The following is an 18,553-nucleotide window of genomic DNA, read 5'->3' as shown; positions in this document are numbered from 1 at the left end:
GCCTTTTGCGCGACTGTGATACATTCGTGTGAACGCTCATCTGATCTTTCCATGGAACACTCAAGCTTCGCAGCTCCAGCTCCCCGTGAGGTCCGAATCGACAACCTCCACCAGCGCAAAGTTTCTTCTAGGAGGAGAGACACCCCGGACGGGCGATGGCAACGAGCTGCCGCAGGTGTCGCGCTAGGGCGCGACGGCCAAAATTCGCTGATAGTCGATCTTTTCCCCGATTCACAAAGCCCGCTAGGGGCCCTCTCAGTGGCTTGGCGAGCCGGAGGATGAAACTGGACGGAGGCTCATTCTATGGCCTCTCTAGGGGACCACAACGACGGGGCAGGGCGCGAGGCCGACGAGCTTCTGAGAGACGCTCCCAAGCAGCAAGCCGGCCAATTGACCGCGACCCCGCCGCCCGACGACGATCATTTTAGCTGAGCTGCTTACCGCCAAATCAAGTAGGCATTGAGTAACGTCACCCCAGCTCGTCTTGACTTCGACGCGTTGCGCGCCGAGCCGTCGCGCGTGGGCTTCCGCGGTTCTCACTGTCTGGGCCGCCAAGGCCTCCAGCACGTCGCCGGTACTGACCCCGGTCTGCGGCAGTTGCCGCACCTCTTCTCCCAGGAGGCGATCTGCAACCGTCACGATCAGCAGATTGCATGCCAATGCTTTGGCAATCTCTGCCGCGGCTTCGACTGCGCGACTTGCTCCCGCAGATCCGTCGGTAGCCACCATGATGGTTGTCATGACATTTGTCCCTTCGCGTCGGCAACCGCTCAAAAGCTAGCTTTAAAAAAACAGAAAGATATTGATCTCGCTCAAGCAGCCTGATGGCCGGGTTTTCCATTCTTTGGTTATTTCGGAGAATGCCCAAATGACCAAAGAGATGCGGAAGAAGCGAGAAGAGAATTGTTTGCCGTCAGCGAAGACTTATCGCGGGACCCTTCTTTCTGAGCAGCAGAATGACGAGCGCAGAGTGCGGGACGCCTTGGACGACGATGAAGTGCGCGAAGCGCTAAAGCTCATGCATGAGCGCAATGAGCGCGCGCGGAAAAAGCAGGACGAGAACGGTTCGAAGACAGCGGAGATCAATCGCGAGGGCGCTTCTTCTCGAGCTGGAGGAAGAGCGCCGATTTCAGGATGTCGTGAAAAACAATGAAGTTTGCGAAGCGCTGAAACTGTCGCAGGCGCGCGACAAAAGCACCTAGCTTGCGACAACCGTCGATTTAGCCATACTCCGTTCAGCTTCACGGACGATAGCCATCGTACGCAGTACGCTCGATGGATTGACGCTGATCGAATCGATGCCGAGTTCGGTCAGGAATTTCGCGATCTCAGGATAGTTTGCCGGCGCCTCGCCACAGATCCCAACATGCCGCTGGCTGCGCTTGGCGCCTCTCACCGCCATTGTCAGCATTTGCAGCATTCCGGGATCGCGCTCGTCAAAATCGAACGCGACGATGTCGGAGTCCCTGTCGACGCCCAGCGTGAGCTGGGTCAGATCGTTGGAGCCGATCGAAAATCCATCGAACAATTTCGCGAACTGATCTATCAAAATTACGTTGTTCGGAATCTCGCACATCATGAATATCTCAAGGCCGCCTTCGCCTCGGGTAAGGCCGTGACGTGCCATGGCTTCGATGACATTGCGCGCCTCATCGAGGCGCCTGCAAAACGGAATCATGATCTTGAGGTTGGTCAGTCCCATCGTGTTACGCACGCGGCGCAGCGCTGCGCATTCCAGCGCGAAGCCCTCGGCATAGGCCGGGTGAGCATACCGTGCGGCGCCGCGGAACCCGAGCATTGGATTCTCCTCCTTCGGCTCGAAGTCGACGCCCCCCAATAGGTTGGCATATTCGTTCGTCTTGAAATCGGAAAGCCTGACAATGACAGGGCGCGGATAGAAGGCCGCGGTGATGGTGCCGACACCCTCCGAAAGCCGCTCGACAAAGAAATCGGACGGTTTCTGGTAGCGCTCGGTGAGGAGCTTGATTGAGCGGCGATCGCGCGCGGATTTGACCTTCGCGGGCTGCGCAAGCGCCATCGGATGAATCCCTATATGTTGATTGATGATGAACTCCATCCTCGCGAGCCCGACGCCGTCGTTCGGCGCCATTGCCGTCTTAAAGGCGATTTCCGGATTGCCAAGGTTGACCATGATTTCGGTGTGCGGTCGTTCCAGTCTGTCCGTCGCAATCCGCTCGACCGAAAACGGTAGTGCGCCATGATAGACATGACCGATGTCGCCGTCCGCGCAGGACACAGTGACCGACATTCCAGTTTTCACCTGCCGCGTGATGTTTTCGGTGCCGACCACCGCCGGCACTCCGAGCTCGCGGGCGATAATGGCAGCATGACAGGTTCTGCCGCCGTGGTCCGTGACAATGGCAGCTGCGGTCTTCATCACCGGTTCCCAGTCCGGACTGGTCGCGGAGGCAACCAGTACCTCGCCAGGCCTGAAAGCGCGAAGATCGCGTTCGTTCTTGATCAGCCGAACCTTCCCGGTGGCGATCTTCTCACCGACGGCGCGGCCAGCGGCAACAACCTTGCCCGTTGATTTGAGCGCATAGCTTTCCAGCGCTTCGGGGCCGCGGCGAGATGCCACCGTCTCCGGACGCGCCTGAATGATATAGAGCGCGCCGTCGCTGCCGTCTTTCGCCCACTCCACATCCATGGGAGTAGGCGCGCCGGCTTTTTGAGAATAGTGGCTCTCCACGACGATGGCACACCGCGCGAGCTCCAGGACATTCTTGTCGTCGATGCAGAACCGTTTGCGAGCCGCTTGCGACGTCGCAACGTTGCGGGTGGTTGCGTGTCCTTTTGCATAGACCATCCGCATTTCCTTCGTCCCCATTCGGCGCGAGAGGACGGCGCGGAAACCGCTATTGAATGTCGGCTTGTGTACATAGAATTCGTCCGGGTCCACGGTTCCCTGGACAATGTTTTCGCCGAGGCCATACGCTCCGGTCACGAAGACCACATCGCGATACCCGGATTCGGTGTCGAGCGTGAAGATCACGCCACTCGCCGCGAGATCGGAGCGGACCATCTTCATGACCGCAACGGATAGCGCGACCTTGAAATGATCGAAGCCATTGTCGATGCGATAGGAGATCGCTCGATCTGTGAACAGCGAGGCAAAGCATCGCCGGCATGCGAGCACGAGGTCATCCGGACCGCGAACGTTGAGAAAGCTCTGGTGCTGTCCCGCGAAGCTCGCGGTCGGCAGGTCTTCGGCAGTCGCCGAACTTCGCACCGCGAACCGCGACATTGGCGCCGTATTCTTGTTCCAGTTGCCGATAGGCGTCAGCAACTTCGCGGCGCAGATATTCCTGATCAGTCGCAGCGTAAACGATGGCACGCGCTGCACGAGCTCGCTTGGCGAGATCCGCAATGTTCCGCTTGTCCAGGCCAGCGAGCAGGCCGCCGAGTTCGTCCCAGGCTCCTGCCTCTGTCAGCGCGTCACGATAAGCCGATGCGACCAGCGCAAAGCCGTTCGGTACTTTGACTCCGTGCCGCGCGAGCGCCGAGTAGAGCTCCCCCAGCGAGGCGGTTTTGCCCCCCACCAGGGGAACATCCTCAAGCCGGATATCCTTAAACCATCGGGTGTAAACAGAAGCGTTCATGGTGCTTCTCCCGCGCCGCAGCATTTTCAATGCAATTTTGCCCGACCGGCGGTCGCAGCTTTTGCGGAAGATCAAGTGTTTGGCGACGATAGGTCTTTAGTTATCAAATTTGATCATGGCCAAAGAGCGCGAAGACAACCGGTACCGGGAGTGGCGCCGATTTTGGGAAAGCGCGTCAGGTCTCTGGCGCGGCGTGTCGGCGTGGCGGATTTGGCTGCTCTGCGCCTCGCTGGTCGCCATGGTCGCGCTGCAGCTCCACTTTCAGTTTCGCTTGAATTACTGGAATCGCGATTTCTTCGACGCGCTGGAGAGCCGGGATCCAGAGCGTTTGCAGGCTCAGGCCATCCTTCTCATCCCCTTGTGCGGTGCGAGCGTTGTACTCGCAGCCACGTCGGTCTGGGGCCGTATGACCGTGCAGCGCAAATGGCGCGAATGGCTGACCAACAATCTGATCGACTATTGGGTCGACAACAACCGATATACAGGTTTGTCGCTTGTGCAAGGAAATCAGAAGATCATCCCAGAATATCGCATTGCCGAGGATGTGAGGATCGCAACAGATGCGCCGGTCGATTTTGCGCTTGGGCTTGTCTCATCTCTGTTGACCGCCGTCATCTTCATTCAAGTGTTGTGGAATGTCGGGGGGGATGCCAGCTTCTCGGTGTTCGGTTATCGGCTTTGGATACCGGGTTACCTGGTCGGAAGTGTCGCGGTCTATGCCGGCATCGTAACGACCGCTATGATTTTGGTGGGTTCGCCACTGACAAGGGTCATTCAGATCAAGAACCAGGCCGAGGCTGAATTGATTACGGCAGCTCACTTGCTGCGGGATATCGGTGAGGGGGTGATGCCCAAGCAGCAGGAGGCGGATGTCCGGTGGGAACTCCAGCTGGCGTTACGGAACGTGCTCGCTCAATGGCGGCGCCTGTGTTGGCAGCTCGTGCATACAACGCTGGTGTCGCAAGGAAACACATTGCTTGCGCCCATCGTCGGGCTTGTCCTGTGTTCACCAAAATTCCTGACGGGCACAATGACGCTCGGCGAGCTTACACAGGCCGCCGCAGCTTTCACTCTCGTTCAGGCCTCGTTCAATTGGTTGGTCGACAACTACAGCCGTCTGGCGGATTGGGTCTCTTTCCCTCGAAAGGGTAGGCGGTCTGCTGCTTTCGCTCGACGAGCTCGATCATGGAGTCTTGTCGGCCGCTCGTGAGAAGGCCTCCATCCCCGGCGAACCCGTCACGCCACTTTAATCACAACCTGCTGCGCAAGACGCTCGACATCGTCGGGCAGGCAGAGACTGGTGCCTGGATTCAGCAGCGCTGCGGCCCCACCGGCGACAGCGTACCGGAAGGCCTCTTCGAGATTGCTTCTCGAAGCGAACCGCCAGAGCAGCGCTCCGAGAAAGCTATCACCTGCGCCGACGGCGCCAGCCGGCGTGATGGGAAGCGGCTCAGCTCGCAACACCCGTTCGCGAGTCACCAGCACCGCGCCGAGATGGCCCATGGTCAGGGCAATGGTGCCTACTTTGCCGTTATGGACGAGAGCTTTGGCGGAGGCTTCCCAATCGCCGGCATCGTTTGGCTCGTGGCCGGCCAACTCCCGCATTTCCCGCAAATTCGGCTTGATCAAATCGACACCTTCGGCGAGGGCGGCAGCAAGTGCCGGGCCTGATGTATCAAGAACCATTTTGGCGCCGAGCCGCTTCGCAATACGTGTCACTCGTGCATAGAAATCGTCGGGAACCCCTCGCGGCAGACTTCCGCTTGCGACCACAAAGCGGGGAGATGGCTCGATCCTGCAGAGCAATGTCAGGCATTGTTGCCACTCCCCCTCACTGAGACTTGGTCCGGGCAGGATGAAGCGGAACGGCCGGCCAGTGCTGGTTTCAGTAACGAAGAAGTCTTCCCGCGTTTCCTCCATGATAGGGAAAGTTTGACTTGGCACTCCCTCCCTGTTGAGCAATCTGCGCAGCAAATCTCCGGTGGCGCCGCCCACGGGGTAGATCGCGCGGACATCTCCGCCTAAGCGTCGAATGACGCGCGCCACATTGATGCCGCCACCTCCGGGATCGCGTTGTTGCGACGTGCCCCGCAGCTTGTAGACCGGGAGGATCTTCTCAACCGACGTCGACAGATCGACTGCCGGATTAGGCGTAATCGTCACAGTATCTGTCATGACCTGGCATGAACCGCATATGTGTCAGCGCTTGCTATATTCCGATCGAAGAACGCCTTGAGCCCAATGAAGCTGCTGTCGGGGTGGATAATGACGCTGATCGGAATACCGCGAAGATAGGGTTCAAAGCGTCCCTTGCGTTCGAATTGCGCTCGAAATTTCGATTCGATGAGGCGATCCGCAAAGCGCGGCACGATGCCGCCCGCGATATAGACCCCGCCTCGGGCGCAGAAGTTCAGCGCGAGATCTCCGGCGACGGTGCCGAGCAGGGAACAGAACATATCGAGTGCCGCACAGCAGACGTCACAACTCTTGTCCAGCGCCGCTTGAGTGATCCCTGCGGGATCACGGTCCGGCACTGCCACGCCATCGATCGCGGCGAGCGCCTGATACAGGTTTGCAAGGCCGGACCCGGACAGAACGCGCTCCACGGATACATGCTCGAAGCGCCGGCGCAGTTGGCCGATGACACGCTCCTCCCTTTCGGAAGTCGCAGGAAGCGTCGCGTGACCGGCTTCAGTGACCGCCACCAACGGCGCCCGTGGAAAGAGGCAAGCTGCGCCAAAGCCGGTGCCCGGCCCGACCACAAGCATGGCTGCGCCAGTTGTCGGAGGCTGCCGTCCAATGGCGAAGAGATCGGACGGTTGCAGTGCCGGCAGCGACCAGGCGACAGCTTCGAAATCGTTGAGGAGATGAATTGTCCCGAACCCAAACCTGTTCTGCAGGTCAGTCGCATCGACCGTCCATCGGCTGTTGGTGATAATGCAGCGATTGTTCTCCACCGGCCCCGCGACCCCGAGCACCGCGGCTTCAGCCGAGGCGCCTGCGCGACGGGTGAGGAAAGCAGCGATCGCCTCGGTCGCGCTCGAAAAATCGGCGACCCTGACATGCTCGATCAGCCCGATTTCACCTCGCTGCGCAAGCGCGAAGCGTGCGTTGGTGCCGCCGATGTCCGCGAGAAGAGCCTGCTCGTTCCTCGATCGACGGTCGTTCATCGCGTTGCCGTTATTGCTTCAGCAGAATTTTTGCTGATTTGCGGAACTGAAGGTCTTCGTTTTCCCGTGATGAGGCTGGCGTACCATCGGGCCGAAGCTTTGGGTATGCGCCGTTGCGTGGGGAAGTCGACGTAAACCAGGCCAAAGCGCTGATCATAGCCAGAGGTCCATTCAAAATTGTCCAGCAACGACCAAACAAAATAGCCACGGACATCCGCACCCGCTGCGATCGCGTCCTGCATGGCATCGGTATAGGCTTGCAAGTAGGCAATCCGCCCAACATCTTCGACGTGGCCGGAGCTGTCGGGAGTGTCGTCGGATGCGGTTCCGTTCTCCGTGACGTAGATCGGCAAGCCGAAGCGGCGATGAATGTCGAGCAGGGTATCGCGAAAGGCCTCAGGCTCGATTGGCCATCCAATTGTGGTTCTTGGCACGTCCGGTGGCGGCGCACCGAAAGTAGCCCCCCGATGACATTGGGGTCAGCCTTGATGTAATGCGGCGAGTAATGATTCAGCCCGAACCAGTCGACCGGCCCGGCGATCAGCGCCATATCGCCGGGTTTTTGGAAGGGTTCGATCGCCTTCGCCAGCGCAGGAGGATAGGACGCGAAGAACTGCGGATAGGGAAACGCATCGTTCCAGTATTCGGTAAAATGCCTCGCGGCAGCCGCATCGTCAACATTCGGACCAGCCGGAAAGCACGGCTGCCGATTGTGTATAGCGCCGAGCGAGGCGTGGGGGACCGCGGCCCGGAGCACCTCAAGGGCAGCGCCATGGCTCAGATTGACGTGGTGGATGGCCCTGTGCAGGGCGTCGGCGTCGGCGATCCCCGGCGCGTTCCAGCCGAAACCATATCCGAACAGCGTGAAGACACACGGTTCATTGAACGTTGCAAACCGCCTGACGCGGTCGCCGTAGCGTCGTGCGATGAGTGCCGTGTAATCGGCAAACCATCCTGCGATATCCCGGTTCTGCCAGCCACCAAGCTCGTGGAGGGCCTGCGGCAGATCCCAGTGATAGAGGCATATCCAGGGTTCGATGCCTGATGCGAGCAGCTCATCGATCAATCTATCGTAGAAGGCCAGCCCGGCCTCGTTGGATGCGCCGCGTCCTTTGGGCAGAACCCGCGGCCACGAGATCGAGAAGCGGTATGCATCGATGCCAAGATCGCGCATAAGCGCAACGTCTTCCTTGTAGCGGTGATAGTGATCGCAAGCGGTTTCGCCGGTATCGCCATTTTTGACGCGACCGGGCTCGCGGCAATAGACATCCCAAATGCTGTCGCCGCGACCATCGATGCACGCCGCACCCTCGATTTGAAAACTTGACGTCGAGACGCCCCACACGAAGCCGGAGTTCGGCGCCAGCGACATCTGCGTCGCACCTTGCATCTTGACCATTGCCGCCCTTTGAATGCCGTTAATCAAGAAACAATGCAGAGCCTATCGATTGTCCGATTGATGAAGATCAAGAGGGGGCTGAAAGAACTATCTAGATGTTGATTGCAGTTCTCAGTCACATGAGCGAAATGATGCGCTGTCACAATCCCCTTCCGGTTCCTGATCGCCTCGATGCCAGACTTCAGCCAGTCGTCTCTGTCTGGGAGGGCCTAAGGCGCGGCGAGAATGGAATGCCTTTTGCTGACGACCTCGGCGTTCAGAGCCTACCCAATCTGCCGGGAACTCCTTTCTTGCTGAGCGTGTCCGAGTCGCCGGAGCGCTACCGCTTCGAATTCATGAGCGATAGCTTGCAGGGGGCTGCGGTGGTTGGAAGCTTCCTCGACGAGATATCGCCGAACGTGAACTTCAGCTTTCTGCGTGCCCAGAGCAGCGCCACGGTGGAGGCCGCCGCGCCGACGTTCCTTCGCCTGACACAGTTATCCGGGTACAGCTTCTCTAGAATCCTACTGCCTCTGTGGGGCAACGGACAGGTCAATATGCTTTTAGCCGCCATCGATCACTACGCGACGGCCGACCGCTTGTGAATGTCTGGACCATTAACGCGCAACGCCTCCTAAAGCGCGCTGCAGGCTTCCGGAATGTCGCACGTACCCGAGGAGTTCTCGGGTCGCACGATTGCGGCCGGCCTCCTCTTCGCATCGCAGGGCCCCGATCGGATTTAGACGGGCTGCTTTGCGGGCTGGATAGTAACCGAAGAAAATTCCGACCGCGGCCGAAAATGCAAAGCCGCCGAGCACGGCTGACAACGATATCAGCGCCGGCCAGCCAAACAGGGGCGGCAAGGCGAGCGAGAAAGCGACGCCGGTCAGGATTTCTTCAAGTCCGCCACTGACGCTGAGAAAGACCGCCTCCGCGAGAAACTGAAGCAAGACGTGGATCCGGCGTGCCCCGATCGCCATGCGAAGTCCGATTTCGCGAGTCCTCTCGGTGACGGACACCAGAAGGATGTTCATAATGCCGATCCCGCCGACAAGCAGGGAGATCGAGGCAACGGCCGCGAGTAGCACGGCCATGGTTCGGCTGCTGCCTTCGGCGGTTTCTGCGATCTAGCTGAGGTTGCGCACCGAGAAGTCGTTGGGCTGGCCAGGCCGGATGTTGTGACGCCTTGTCAGGATATGGTTGACCTGCTCGACTGCACCGCTCAGGTCACCCTGACTGCTGGCTTGGATGTAGATCTGGTTCACGAAGCCAGTCAGCCGCGGTTACAAATTGTAGGGATTGGGGCTCGGAGGATAGACCCAGTTCAGCGGAGTTTGGCTTTGCGAAGGAGCGGCGACGCCAAGGATTGTCCGTTCGGCGGTTGTGAACGGCACCATGATGACGTCGTCTTGATCCTGGCCATAGGCCATCTGCCCCTTTGGCGCCAACAACCCTATCACGCGCAACGGCGTGCTCTTGACCTGGATCGTGGCTCCGATGGGGCTCTGGTCAGGATCGAAGAGCTGGCGGGCGGCTGACTGACCGAGGACGGCAACCAAGGCCGTTGAACGCTCATCGTCACCGCGGCCATCCAAAATGCGCCAGTTGGTGATCGGCGGATAATTTGCGCTGACGCCCTGGATGTTGGTCGTCCAATTGCGGTCCATGTATTGGATCTGGCCGCTCCGGCGGATCAGATAGCTCACGCTGCCAACGCCCTTTGCTTCGCGGCGAATGGCATTGACGTCCGCGGTGGTCGGTGTCGACGCGGCTGCCAAAGCCGGCCCGCGCCCCTCCAAAGACTGTCGCTCCGGGGACCACAACGAACAGATTGGTCCCGAGACTTTCGCTCTGCTTCCGCACCGCCTCGCTGGCTCCTTGTCCGACAGCGACCATGGCAACGAGTGCGGCGACCCCGATGAAGACGCCAAGCTTCGTCAGCAGCGAGCGCGTCATTTCCGGATCAATGCCTGGATGGCGGCGGACGAGACCATCCTTGCAAATCCGAGCGCCGTATGGAGAGAGACGGCCGGGCCGGTGCGCAACGGCGTGATAGGAGGTTCGCCCGGAGTGGTGTTCAGGACCAGTATTTTTGCAGCGCGGCTCTCATCCGAGATGATGCGACCGTCTCGCATTGTCACCACCCGATCTGCGTATTTCGCGATATCAGGCTCATGGGTGACCATGACAATGGTCACGCCTCGCTTACGGTTGAGCGTCCGCAACGTGTCCATGATCTCGTAGGAGGTGCAGGTATCAAGGTTTCCCGTGGGCTCGTCGGATAGAACGAGTCCGGGATTGTTGATCAGGGCTCGCGCGATCGCGATCCTTTGCTGCGGTCCTCCCGAGAGCTGGCCTGGTGTGTTCTTTTCTCGATCCCCCAAATTCAATAGGCGCAACGAATTCCGTGCACGTTCATCGCGCTCTACTCCGCTGGATGGCGCAACATCCGAATAGAACGGCGGAAGGGCAACGTTCTCGATTGCGGAGGTTCGGGCAAGCAAATTGAAGCTCTGGAAGACGAATCCAATCCGCTGACTACGGATCCGCGCAAGCTCCGGCTCGCTGAGCTTGGCGACATCGACGCCCTCGAAGAAGTACTGGCCTCCCGACGGTTGATCCAAGCAGCCGAGCATCGACATCAGGGTCGACTTGCCGGAGCCGGAGGATCCCATGAGGGCAACGACCTCACCACGCTCGATGACAAAGCTTGCGTCCGGCTGTGCGTGCACGTCCACGTCGCCGACATGATAGGTCCGGCTGATGCCAATGGTTTCGATGACGGGTGTCGGACGTCTGGTTAACTATAAGCGTGGGGGCGTGGCGGCCGCAGACGCCGGGCGTTCTGCCACAACCACCTGATCGCCGGACTTGAGATCGCCACCGTGGACCTCCACGAAATCGTCGTCGTTCAACCCCGGTTCAATTTCGACACCGACGGGCTGACTATCTCTGAGGACCCAAACCCGTGGATGGCCAGAATCGACGAGATGGTATTTCCGGAAGCGGCTTGGCTGTACTCGGAGTACAGCAGGATGAACGTGGCAAGCAGAAAAGTGGCGACGCTCCGGCGTGCATAACTTAGTAAGAGCGTGCTGTTCGCCTGGGAGTTGACAGAGATCAATTGGAAGTGGCGAACCGGCCGTATCAGCTCGATAGCTTGCCATTTTAGGCCGGCTGCGAGCAAAAACTGCCGGCGTTTGGTTGGCCACTAGCTCAGATGGCTTCGACGTTTTTCACATCGCCTACGCGGAAGCCAGCGCAGCTCTGAAACGCAGGAGTGACAAGGCAAGAAACAGTGCTCCAATGCCCGCAACGGCTAAGAACTGCGGCCAAACCACGTCCAGCCCTGCACCTCGATAGAGAATCGCTTGCGCGAACGAGACGTAATGAGTGGAGGGGGACGCTTGCATGACGGTCGCAAGCCAGGGCGGCATGCTTTCCAATGGCGTTGCGGAGCCGGATAGGACGTTCATCGGAACCGCAATCAGCATGTAGAGCAGCCCGAGCTGCGGCATCGATCGCGCAACCGTTCCAAGAAATAGTCCGAGACCCGTTGCGAAGAACAAGTAAAGGACGGTGCCGAGCAAGAACAGCGGAATGGATCCCGCAATCGGAACTTTCAGGAGCAGCCGGACGACGAAAGAGAGCGAGAAACCTACTGCGACCGCAATGATGAGCCCGTTGGCCCAGATCTTGGACATCGCTATCTCGAAGGGGGTGACCGGCATGACCATGAGATGGTCCATCGTGCCGTGTTCGCGCTCCCTCACGAGAGCTGCACCAGCCAAGATGATTGCCAGAATGTTGATGCTGCCGATGATGCCCATGACGCTGGTAAACCACGCGGTGGTCACGTTGGGATTGAAGGCGACCCTGATCGCTAGATTGACAGATGATAATGGTGTCGATTCGTCTTGTGACAGGAACCGGGAGATCTCGGTGCTGACGATCTGCTGCGCATCACCGGATCCCAAGCCAGCCTGAACCATGGCGGTTGCGTCGACATTGATCTGTAGGCCAGGCTGTCGTCCGGCCAACACGTCGCGCTGGAAATTCGGCGGAATGTCGATGACGAACGTGTATATTGGCCGTCATTCATTAGATGATCGACGTCGGACTGGGCGATCAGGACCGGCGGCTTGAACAGGGGCATGAGAAATGCATGCGTAATTCGTCGGGAAAGATCCGAATGGTCTTCGTCAACAACGGCAATTGATGCATGGTATAGTTCTTGTGAATTGCTCTGTGCATGACTGATGATGGAGAGGGAAAATGAGTAGATTACCAGGCCCATCAGCACCCAGTCGCTTAAGAAGCTGCGAAGCTCCTTTGTTCCGAGCCAGAATATGTTAGAGAGCGAGCGCATCTCGTTCTACTTCTCCTGTTTTCTGACCAGCAGGAGGCTTGCCAACGTGAGAATCGGAATGAATGCAGCAAGCAGCAGGATGCTGGTCCAGAGGTCTGGAAAGCCGAGGCCTTTGGTAAAGGTGCCGACGACGACCGGCCGATAATAGCTCATGGGAAAGCCGCGGCCGATGATCTGAGCGGTCCCGGACAGCGACGACACGGGAGTCATCATCCCTGAGAATTGCTGAGCGGGAACGATTGTCAGGATGGCAGTGCCGAACAGCGCCGCAATTTGCGTGCGACAAAATGAGGAAATGAGCATTCCGTAGCCGGTGGTGGTGAAGACGAAGATGATAGTGCCGATCAGAAGAGCCAGGAAACTGCCCTTCAGCGGAACCTTGAAAAGCAAAACGGCCATCGCAAACATGATGACGAAATTGATCAACGCTACCGCGACGTAAGGCAATTGCTTGCCGAGAAGGAATTCTAGCCGCGTGACCGGCGTAACATAGAGGTTGGTGATCGAGCCAAGTTCCTTCTCGCGAACGACCGCGAGCGCCATTAGGATCGCCGGAAACAGCGCAAGCATCATGGCAATGGTCGAAGGCACCATCGCATAGATGCTGTCGAAGTCCTGATTGTACTTGAACCGGATTTCGATGTCGGCCGGGAGAGCTGCAACCGGCCGCGTTGTCTTTATGGCGGGATCGGTAAGATAGAGTTGGTGCATACCTTTCAGATAGCCGCGGATCGTCTCGGCGCGGAACGGCATGGCACCGTCGATCCACGCTGAAACCCAGGCTGGACGTCCTCGCTTGAGGTCTATACCGAAGTTCGGCGGAATTTCGATGCTGACGTCGATGCTCCCATCCTTCAGGCGTCGGTCGAGATCAGCGTAGTCCTTAAGACGAGATTTCTCGACGAAGTAGGTCGAGCCTCTGAGTTCCTCAAGATAGGCGCGGCTCTCGGGTGTCTGATCGCGGTCTAGGACGGCGAAGGTCAAATTGTTAACATCCGTGGAGATGCCCAAGCCGAAGACCACCATGAGCAATGTGGTGCCGAACAGCGCGAACATCAGCCGTATCGGATCTCGAACCAGTTCGAGGCCTTCGCGGATGGTGTAGGCAAACAGACGCTGAAAGCTAAACAAAGCGCCGGCAAGTCTCTGCTGCCGTGTCTTGCCTGAAACGAAGCCGGCTGTCAGTGGCGGCTGGTCGAGAATCGGCCCCGAGGTTGCGGCCGGAGTGTCCTGTTCGAGAAACCCGATGAAGGCGTCATCCAACGTCATTGCGCCTTTGGCCCGAATGAGTTCAGAAGGGGTGTCGGTGGCCAGCACGCGACCTTCATGCATCAGCGAAAGCCGATCGCAGCGCGAGGCTTCGTTCATGAAATGAGTGGACACGAAAATGGTCATGCCCTGGTTGCGCGACAGGTCTGTCAATAGGTCCCAGAACTGATCGCGCGCCAAGGGATCGACCCCCGATGTGGGTTCGTCAAGAATGAGCAGATCCGGCTTGTGAACGATGGCAACTGCAAGCGAGAGACGCTGTCTGATCCCGAGGGGCAGAGCGGACGCGAGGTTGTCGAGGTAGCCGGCGAGGCCGCACTTGTCCACGAGTTCGCTGATCCGCTCCTCCGCAAAATCGGGCGGGAGATGGAAAAGGCGGGCGTGTAACGCCAGATTTTGACGGACTGTCAACTCGCCGTAGAGGGAAAACGACTGTGACATGTAACCGACGCGGCGGCGGGCTTCGAAGTTGCCGGCCTCTAGCTGCTTGCCGAAAATCAGTGCCTCGCCTTCGGTCGGCGGCAGAAGCCCGGTCAGCATCTTCATAGTTGTTGTCTTGCCCGATCCATTCGAGCCGACAAATCCGAAAATCTCTCCCTGCTTGATCGTGAAGCTTACCTGATCGACGGCCGTGAAGTCGCCGAATCGGCAGGTCAACCCTCTTGCAACGATGACCGTCCGTCTTTGATTGTCGTGCGGCGGCTCAATCGGCTGCTTCGATCGGGCACCATTCGGTCGCTCTGAAAGCAGGGCTACGAAGGCATTTTCGATGGAACTCGTGCCTGTTTGGCGCCTCAGTTCGGATGGCGAACCGGTTGCCAGCACCTTTCCGTCATCCATGGCGATCAGCCAGTCGAAACGCTCGGCTTCCTCCATGTAGGCCGTTGCAACGATGACGCTCATTCCGGACTTCCGCGCCCGCAAGCGATCGATCAAATCCCAGAACTGCCGACGCGAAAGAGGATCAACGCCCGTCGTGGGCTCGTCGAGGATCAGGAGATCCGGGTCGTGGATGAGCGAGCAGCAGAGACCGAGCTTCTGGCGCATGCCACCAGACAGCTTCTTGGCCGGGCGATCGGCAAAGGGCGCAAGAGCCGTGCTCTTCAAGAGCTCATCGATCCGCCACTCGCGCTCTGCACGCGAATGACCGAACAGTCGCGCGAAGAATTCGATATTTTCGCGTACGCTGAGATCGGGATAGAGATTTTTGCCAAGTCCCTGCGGCATGTACGCGATGCGAGGGCACGTCAAGGCGCGCGCGGTGGTATTCGCAATATCTTCATCAAGGACAATGACTTTGCCCTCCTGGATCCGGCGTGCACCTGCGAGGATGGCCAGGAGTGTCGACTTCCCGACCCCGTCAGGACCGATCAGGCCGACCAGGCTGCCAACAGGAATTTCGATCGAAACGTGGTCGAGCGCGGTCACCCTGCGGTAATAATGGGAAAACGCCCCTGACGGAAACGACCGCATCATCGGCAGTGCTCATGGAGCGGATTCCAGCTGCTTCGGCCAGCTGGTCGACGAATCCCAACGCACATAGGTGACCCCGGGCAACCCGCTTCTGATAGCGTCCGCATGCTCAAGTAGACGTTGCTGATCAATCCGCACCCGGACACGAAACATCAGCTTGTCGCGCTCGCTCTGGGTTTCAACGGTTTTCGGCGTGAACTGCGATTGGCTCGCGACAAAGGAGACTTTTGCCGGAATAGGATGGTCAGGGTAGGCGTCGAGCACGATGCGGGCATCGGCGCCGATCTTGACCTTGCCGGCTTCTGTCGTCGGCAGGTAGATGTCCATGTAGACGTAGGAGAGATCCAGCATCGTGAGGACTTTGCCGCCGGCAGGGAGCACTTCGCCGATGTTGGTGAGGCGATACTGGATGCGGCCCGCTTTGGGCGCGATCAGCGTGTTGTCCGCGATCTGCACCCTGTAAAAGCCGGCGTCAATGCTGGGCGGCGTCGAGCGCGTGTTGAACTTGCAGGACTCTTGCCCGGGCGGCGGCAAGACCCGCGTTGGCGGCATCGAGTTGCTGTTGCCTTTGATCCATCAACTCTCTGGTCGCCCAGCCATTCTTCACCAGTTGCCGCGTCCGCTCGATTTCGTGTTCGGCCAGGGTCTGCTGGGTCTGTTGCTGGACAAGAGTGGCCTGGGCTTCTTCAACGGTATGCTGCGCCTCTCGCGCCTGTGCTTCGGACTTCGAAAGAGACTGCTCTATGTCCCTTGTATCCATCCGGGCAACCGCCTGTCCGGGGGAAACCGCATCGCCGATATCGGCCAACAGTTCCGAGACGCGACCTGCGTATTTGGTGGCGATATCGATCTCGTCAGCTTCGATGCGGCCATTGCCAAAGCTTATCCCGACAGGCAGCGGCGGATGCATCTGCTTCCACCAATAATAGCCGCCTCCGCCCGCAAGGAGCAGCGCGATAAGGACGGACAGCATGGTAGGCCACGTCCGCCGAACGTTTCGTGGAGATACGGGCACCGGCAGATGCGTATCCGTCGGAGCGACAACCGTCGGTGTCTTGGCCGCTACGGAAGCGCGTGCTCCCGTGGTGACGACGTCCTGCTGGTCCATAGTTATGCCTAAAATCCCAAGCCTAGCCTCAATCGCACGTGTGCAATCGAAGCCATTGACGCAGCTCAATAGTTCATGGAGCTGACTCCTCTGTCTGAACCCTCACCATCAACTTCCGGTGAGCTCAGAGCTCCAGGTCTGAAATGACACGAGCCGCGACCGCCGCAAGTCCTTACGTCGCCCCAATTCGGCGACGGCCGAACCTAGTGCAGATCAGAACTCACCGTCTCGTTGACGGGCTTGATGTCGACAATGTCGCCGTCGTTGACGTGGTCGCGGATTGCCTCGAACTCCGCCGAATTGATCTCGAGGAGCCATCGCTTCCACTCTCTTGGATGTCCCTCGGGCGCGACCGGATCGCCCCCTGCGGCGTATTTGTATTTCGCCAGCGCCTCCACGGCTCGCTCCATCGCGCCGCCGTTCTTCAAAGTCACAACGCACCTCATGTCGCACCTCGTCTGTTTGTTAACAAAACATGACACGGGAGCTTTGCTGCACGTTGATTGGAATCAAGACGAAGACGCCGGCACCCATGGTTTCCGTGCGGTGTTGTTGAGCCAGGTTCTGTAAATTGCAGGGCGAACTAGAAGAGCGCTCTTCAGCGCCGGCAGGGCGTCGAGACCGAACTCCGTCGAACTACGTAAGGAACTTACCCTACGGCAAGACGCGCAATGGCGGCGCGACGGGCTTTCGTTAACACTCCGGAAGACCATAGAAGGTTCGGAGGTTTCAATGAACCATTCGATTCACAGCGCCGACCGCGCAACGCACCTCAAAGTCGTAGTCGTCGCCGGAATGGCGGTAGCGGTTGTCTGCGGCCTTACCCTAGACCTCAGTGCCTACACGCAGTCCGTGCCGACGGAGAGAACCGCAGTACTCAACCTTGGAAAGCCGATGAGCATGAGCAGCTCGACGGCAATTGTCGCTCGGTAGTCCGGAGGAATTCCATGCCAAGGACCAAAATGAAAACTCAGGTCGCTGTCGAGCCCTTTGACCCCGCGCTCTGGTCGATTGCAACCGCCCTCAGTATCGCGGTCATCTATCTCGCCTGCCTGACCTAACGTCGAGGATCTTCATAAGCGATCATCGTGCCAGAAATGCTTGCTGAAACAAAGCTAGATGCGCTCAGTGCCATCTATCAGCGTCGAGCGGTAACGTTTGCAACGCAGCTCTCGTAAAATCACCTTCGTCGCGTTTTCGAAATTGATCCATCGAAGGGGCGCATCAGCCCGCTCTGGCAACAGATCCCTCATTGGATAAGGAAGGTAGCCCTCCGGCCGGAACAAACTGAGTGGAAGCGAGGCCGCCGAACCTCCTGATCGAGCAAAATCACGCAGCGGCGCGCTCTTAGTCTCGGTGGCAGTCTATCGCGGCGGCCGATCGCAAACCGGCCCGGCGTCGCCAGTCAATCTCGCGAAATGGGTCGATCGATTGATGCACCACGTCGGGAGCGTGACTGCGCCGTCGCGCTTGCGATGAGCCGACTGAATCAATCTGGATTATGGCTCCGCTTTGGGCGAGAAAACCTGATTGGTGAGGGGCTGCCCGGTCGGGGTGCGCATCAAGATAAAAGCACGATCCATCGATCGATGGCAGCCGTTGCAGCCCTTTGTCATTTCGCTGTAGTCCTTCACGAATGCGTTCACGTCCTTTTCAACCGCCTTTGAGATGGAGTCGACTGACGAAGCGAGCGTCGTGACATTCGAGACGGGATACCAGAGTAGAGCATTGCGGCTTCCACGAAACTCTCTGAGCTGACGTAGCTCATAGGCCGCAAGCAGCCAGTTCCGACCGGTGCCGGCCGACCAGAGCTTGGGATTGCAGTTGGGCGGCGATCATGATGCCGCCGAGCTGTGAGACATATCGCTCAGACTGGCTCGGGACGAGGGGGGCGATTGCGCCAAAGTCGCGGAGATCGGCGCGCCGACCAGCAAAGCGGCTTTTTTGGATTGCTCCAAAATCTGCCTATCGCTTGTTCGGGCATTTGAGACGTCGTTTCGCTCCATCTTGATGGTCAAATTCATAGAACAGACTCGGCGGGGGTGGCAGGTCAAATCCGGCGCGCGGCGGTCGGAGAGACGCGAACATGACTCGTTGACGTGCTTCGATTCGGAACGACAGAGCAATTGCCAGTCAATGCGCCACATGTTTCTCTTGTCCGTGTGC

Annotated in this window: 12 protein-coding genes and 6 pseudogenes; 4 read left to right on the top strand and 14 right to left on the bottom strand. The window is 58.7% G+C overall.

Translation table 11 applies throughout. The annotated features are described in order from the left end of the window. Positions 1 to 312: 312 nt before the first annotated feature. Positions 313 to 741, bottom strand: a complete 429-nt coding sequence (locus tag ACVWW1_RS16200) for a universal stress protein (RefSeq protein WP_456656518.1) — start codon at positions 739 to 741, stop codon at positions 313 to 315. A 61-nt stretch (positions 742 to 802) separates the two neighbouring features. On the opposite strand from ACVWW1_RS16200, the gene ACVWW1_RS16195 reads away from it, so the two are divergent. Further along, positions 803 to 1,153, top strand: a complete 351-nt coding sequence (locus ACVWW1_RS16195) for a hypothetical protein (protein ID WP_456656517.1) — start codon at positions 803 to 805, stop codon at positions 1,151 to 1,153. Positions 1,154 to 1,198: 45 nt separating this feature from the next. Here ACVWW1_RS16195 and ppsA read toward each other — a convergent pair. Then, positions 1,199 to 3,620: pseudogene (ppsA, locus tag ACVWW1_RS16190) on the bottom strand (phosphoenolpyruvate synthase). Positions 3,621 to 3,735: 115 nt separating this feature from the next. Between ppsA and ACVWW1_RS16185 the strand changes: the two are divergent. Further along, positions 3,736 to 4,830: an SbmA/BacA-like family transporter gene (locus ACVWW1_RS16185; protein WP_456656516.1), complete on the top strand. Its 1,095-nt coding sequence runs from the start codon at positions 3,736 to 3,738 to the stop codon at positions 4,828 to 4,830. A 26-nt stretch (positions 4,831 to 4,856) separates the two neighbouring features. On the opposite strand, the gene ACVWW1_RS16180 is transcribed toward ACVWW1_RS16185, so the two are convergent. The 3 genes and pseudogenes from ACVWW1_RS16180 to ACVWW1_RS16170 all read right to left on the bottom strand — a co-directional run bounded on the left by ACVWW1_RS16180 (position 4,857) and on the right by ACVWW1_RS16170 (position 8,189). Next, positions 4,857 to 5,795, bottom strand: coding sequence for a 1-phosphofructokinase family hexose kinase (locus ACVWW1_RS16180; protein ID WP_456656515.1), 939 nt, complete (start codon positions 5,793 to 5,795; stop codon positions 4,857 to 4,859). Then, entirely contained in the window at positions 5,792 to 6,790 is a 999-nt protein-coding gene (gene glk, locus ACVWW1_RS16175) for a glucokinase (RefSeq protein ID WP_456656514.1), read from the bottom strand. The genes ACVWW1_RS16180 and glk overlap by 4 nt, the downstream gene beginning before the upstream one ends. Continuing rightward, positions 6,787 to 8,189 (bottom strand): annotated as a pseudogene (locus tag ACVWW1_RS16170) (GH1 family beta-glucosidase). Before ACVWW1_RS16170 ends, glk begins: the two are co-directional and overlap by 4 nt. Positions 8,190 to 8,308: 119 nt before the next feature. Here ACVWW1_RS16170 and ACVWW1_RS16165 point away from each other — a divergent pair. After that, on the top strand, positions 8,309 to 8,773 hold the full coding sequence (locus ACVWW1_RS16165) for a hypothetical protein (RefSeq protein WP_456656513.1): 465 nt from the start codon (positions 8,309 to 8,311) through the stop codon (positions 8,771 to 8,773). A gap of 108 nt (positions 8,774 to 8,881) precedes the next feature. Here the strand turns inward: ACVWW1_RS16165 and ACVWW1_RS16160 are convergent. From ACVWW1_RS16160 to ACVWW1_RS16140, 5 genes and pseudogenes are all read right to left on the bottom strand, one after another. After that, positions 8,882 to 9,253, bottom strand: a pseudogene (locus tag ACVWW1_RS16160) (FtsX-like permease family protein); the annotation flags it as partial. Between the two features lie 42 nt (positions 9,254 to 9,295). After that, entirely contained in the window at positions 9,296 to 9,433 is a 138-nt protein-coding gene (locus ACVWW1_RS16155; RefSeq protein ID WP_456656512.1) for a hypothetical protein, read from the bottom strand. Positions 9,434 to 9,451: 18 nt separating this feature from the next. Further along, positions 9,452 to 9,946 carry an ABC transporter permease gene (locus ACVWW1_RS16150; RefSeq protein ID WP_456656511.1) on the bottom strand — a complete coding sequence of 165 codons (495 nt, stop codon included), beginning with the start codon at positions 9,944 to 9,946 and terminating at the stop codon, positions 9,452 to 9,454. A gap of 70 nt (positions 9,947 to 10,016) precedes the next feature. Beyond that, positions 10,017 to 10,064: pseudogene (locus tag ACVWW1_RS16145) on the bottom strand (hypothetical protein); the annotation flags it as partial. A gap of 56 nt (positions 10,065 to 10,120) precedes the next feature. After that, positions 10,121 to 10,900: an ABC transporter ATP-binding protein gene (locus tag ACVWW1_RS16140; protein WP_456656510.1), complete on the bottom strand. Its 780-nt coding sequence runs from the start codon at positions 10,898 to 10,900 to the stop codon at positions 10,121 to 10,123. Positions 10,901 to 11,053: 153 nt separating this feature from the next. Between ACVWW1_RS16140 and ACVWW1_RS16135 the strand changes: the two genes are divergently transcribed. Further along, on the top strand, positions 11,054 to 11,248 hold the full coding sequence (locus tag ACVWW1_RS16135) for a hypothetical protein (RefSeq protein WP_456656509.1): 195 nt from the start codon (positions 11,054 to 11,056) through the stop codon (positions 11,246 to 11,248). Between the two features lie 165 nt (positions 11,249 to 11,413). Here ACVWW1_RS16135 and ACVWW1_RS16130 read toward each other — a convergent pair. The 4 genes and pseudogenes from ACVWW1_RS16130 to ACVWW1_RS16115 form a co-directional block, all read right to left on the bottom strand. Next, a pseudogene (locus tag ACVWW1_RS16130) lies at positions 11,414 to 12,537 on the bottom strand (ABC transporter permease). Between the two features lie 6 nt (positions 12,538 to 12,543). Further along, positions 12,544 to 15,282, bottom strand: a complete 2,739-nt coding sequence (rbbA, locus tag ACVWW1_RS16125; RefSeq protein WP_456656508.1) for a ribosome-associated ATPase/putative transporter RbbA — start codon at positions 15,280 to 15,282, stop codon at positions 12,544 to 12,546. 9 nt (positions 15,283 to 15,291) lie between these two features. Next, positions 15,292 to 16,387: pseudogene (locus ACVWW1_RS16120) on the bottom strand (HlyD family secretion protein). A gap of 203 nt (positions 16,388 to 16,590) precedes the next feature. Next, entirely contained in the window at positions 16,591 to 16,821 is a 231-nt protein-coding gene (locus tag ACVWW1_RS16115) for a hypothetical protein (protein WP_456656507.1), read from the bottom strand. Positions 16,822 to 18,553: the final 1,732 nt, after the last annotated feature.

It is taken from the genome of Bradyrhizobium sp. JR3.5, from assembly GCF_054057015.1.
Note: the sequence above shows the minus strand (reverse complement) of the source record. Positions and strands in the feature narration are given on the sequence as shown.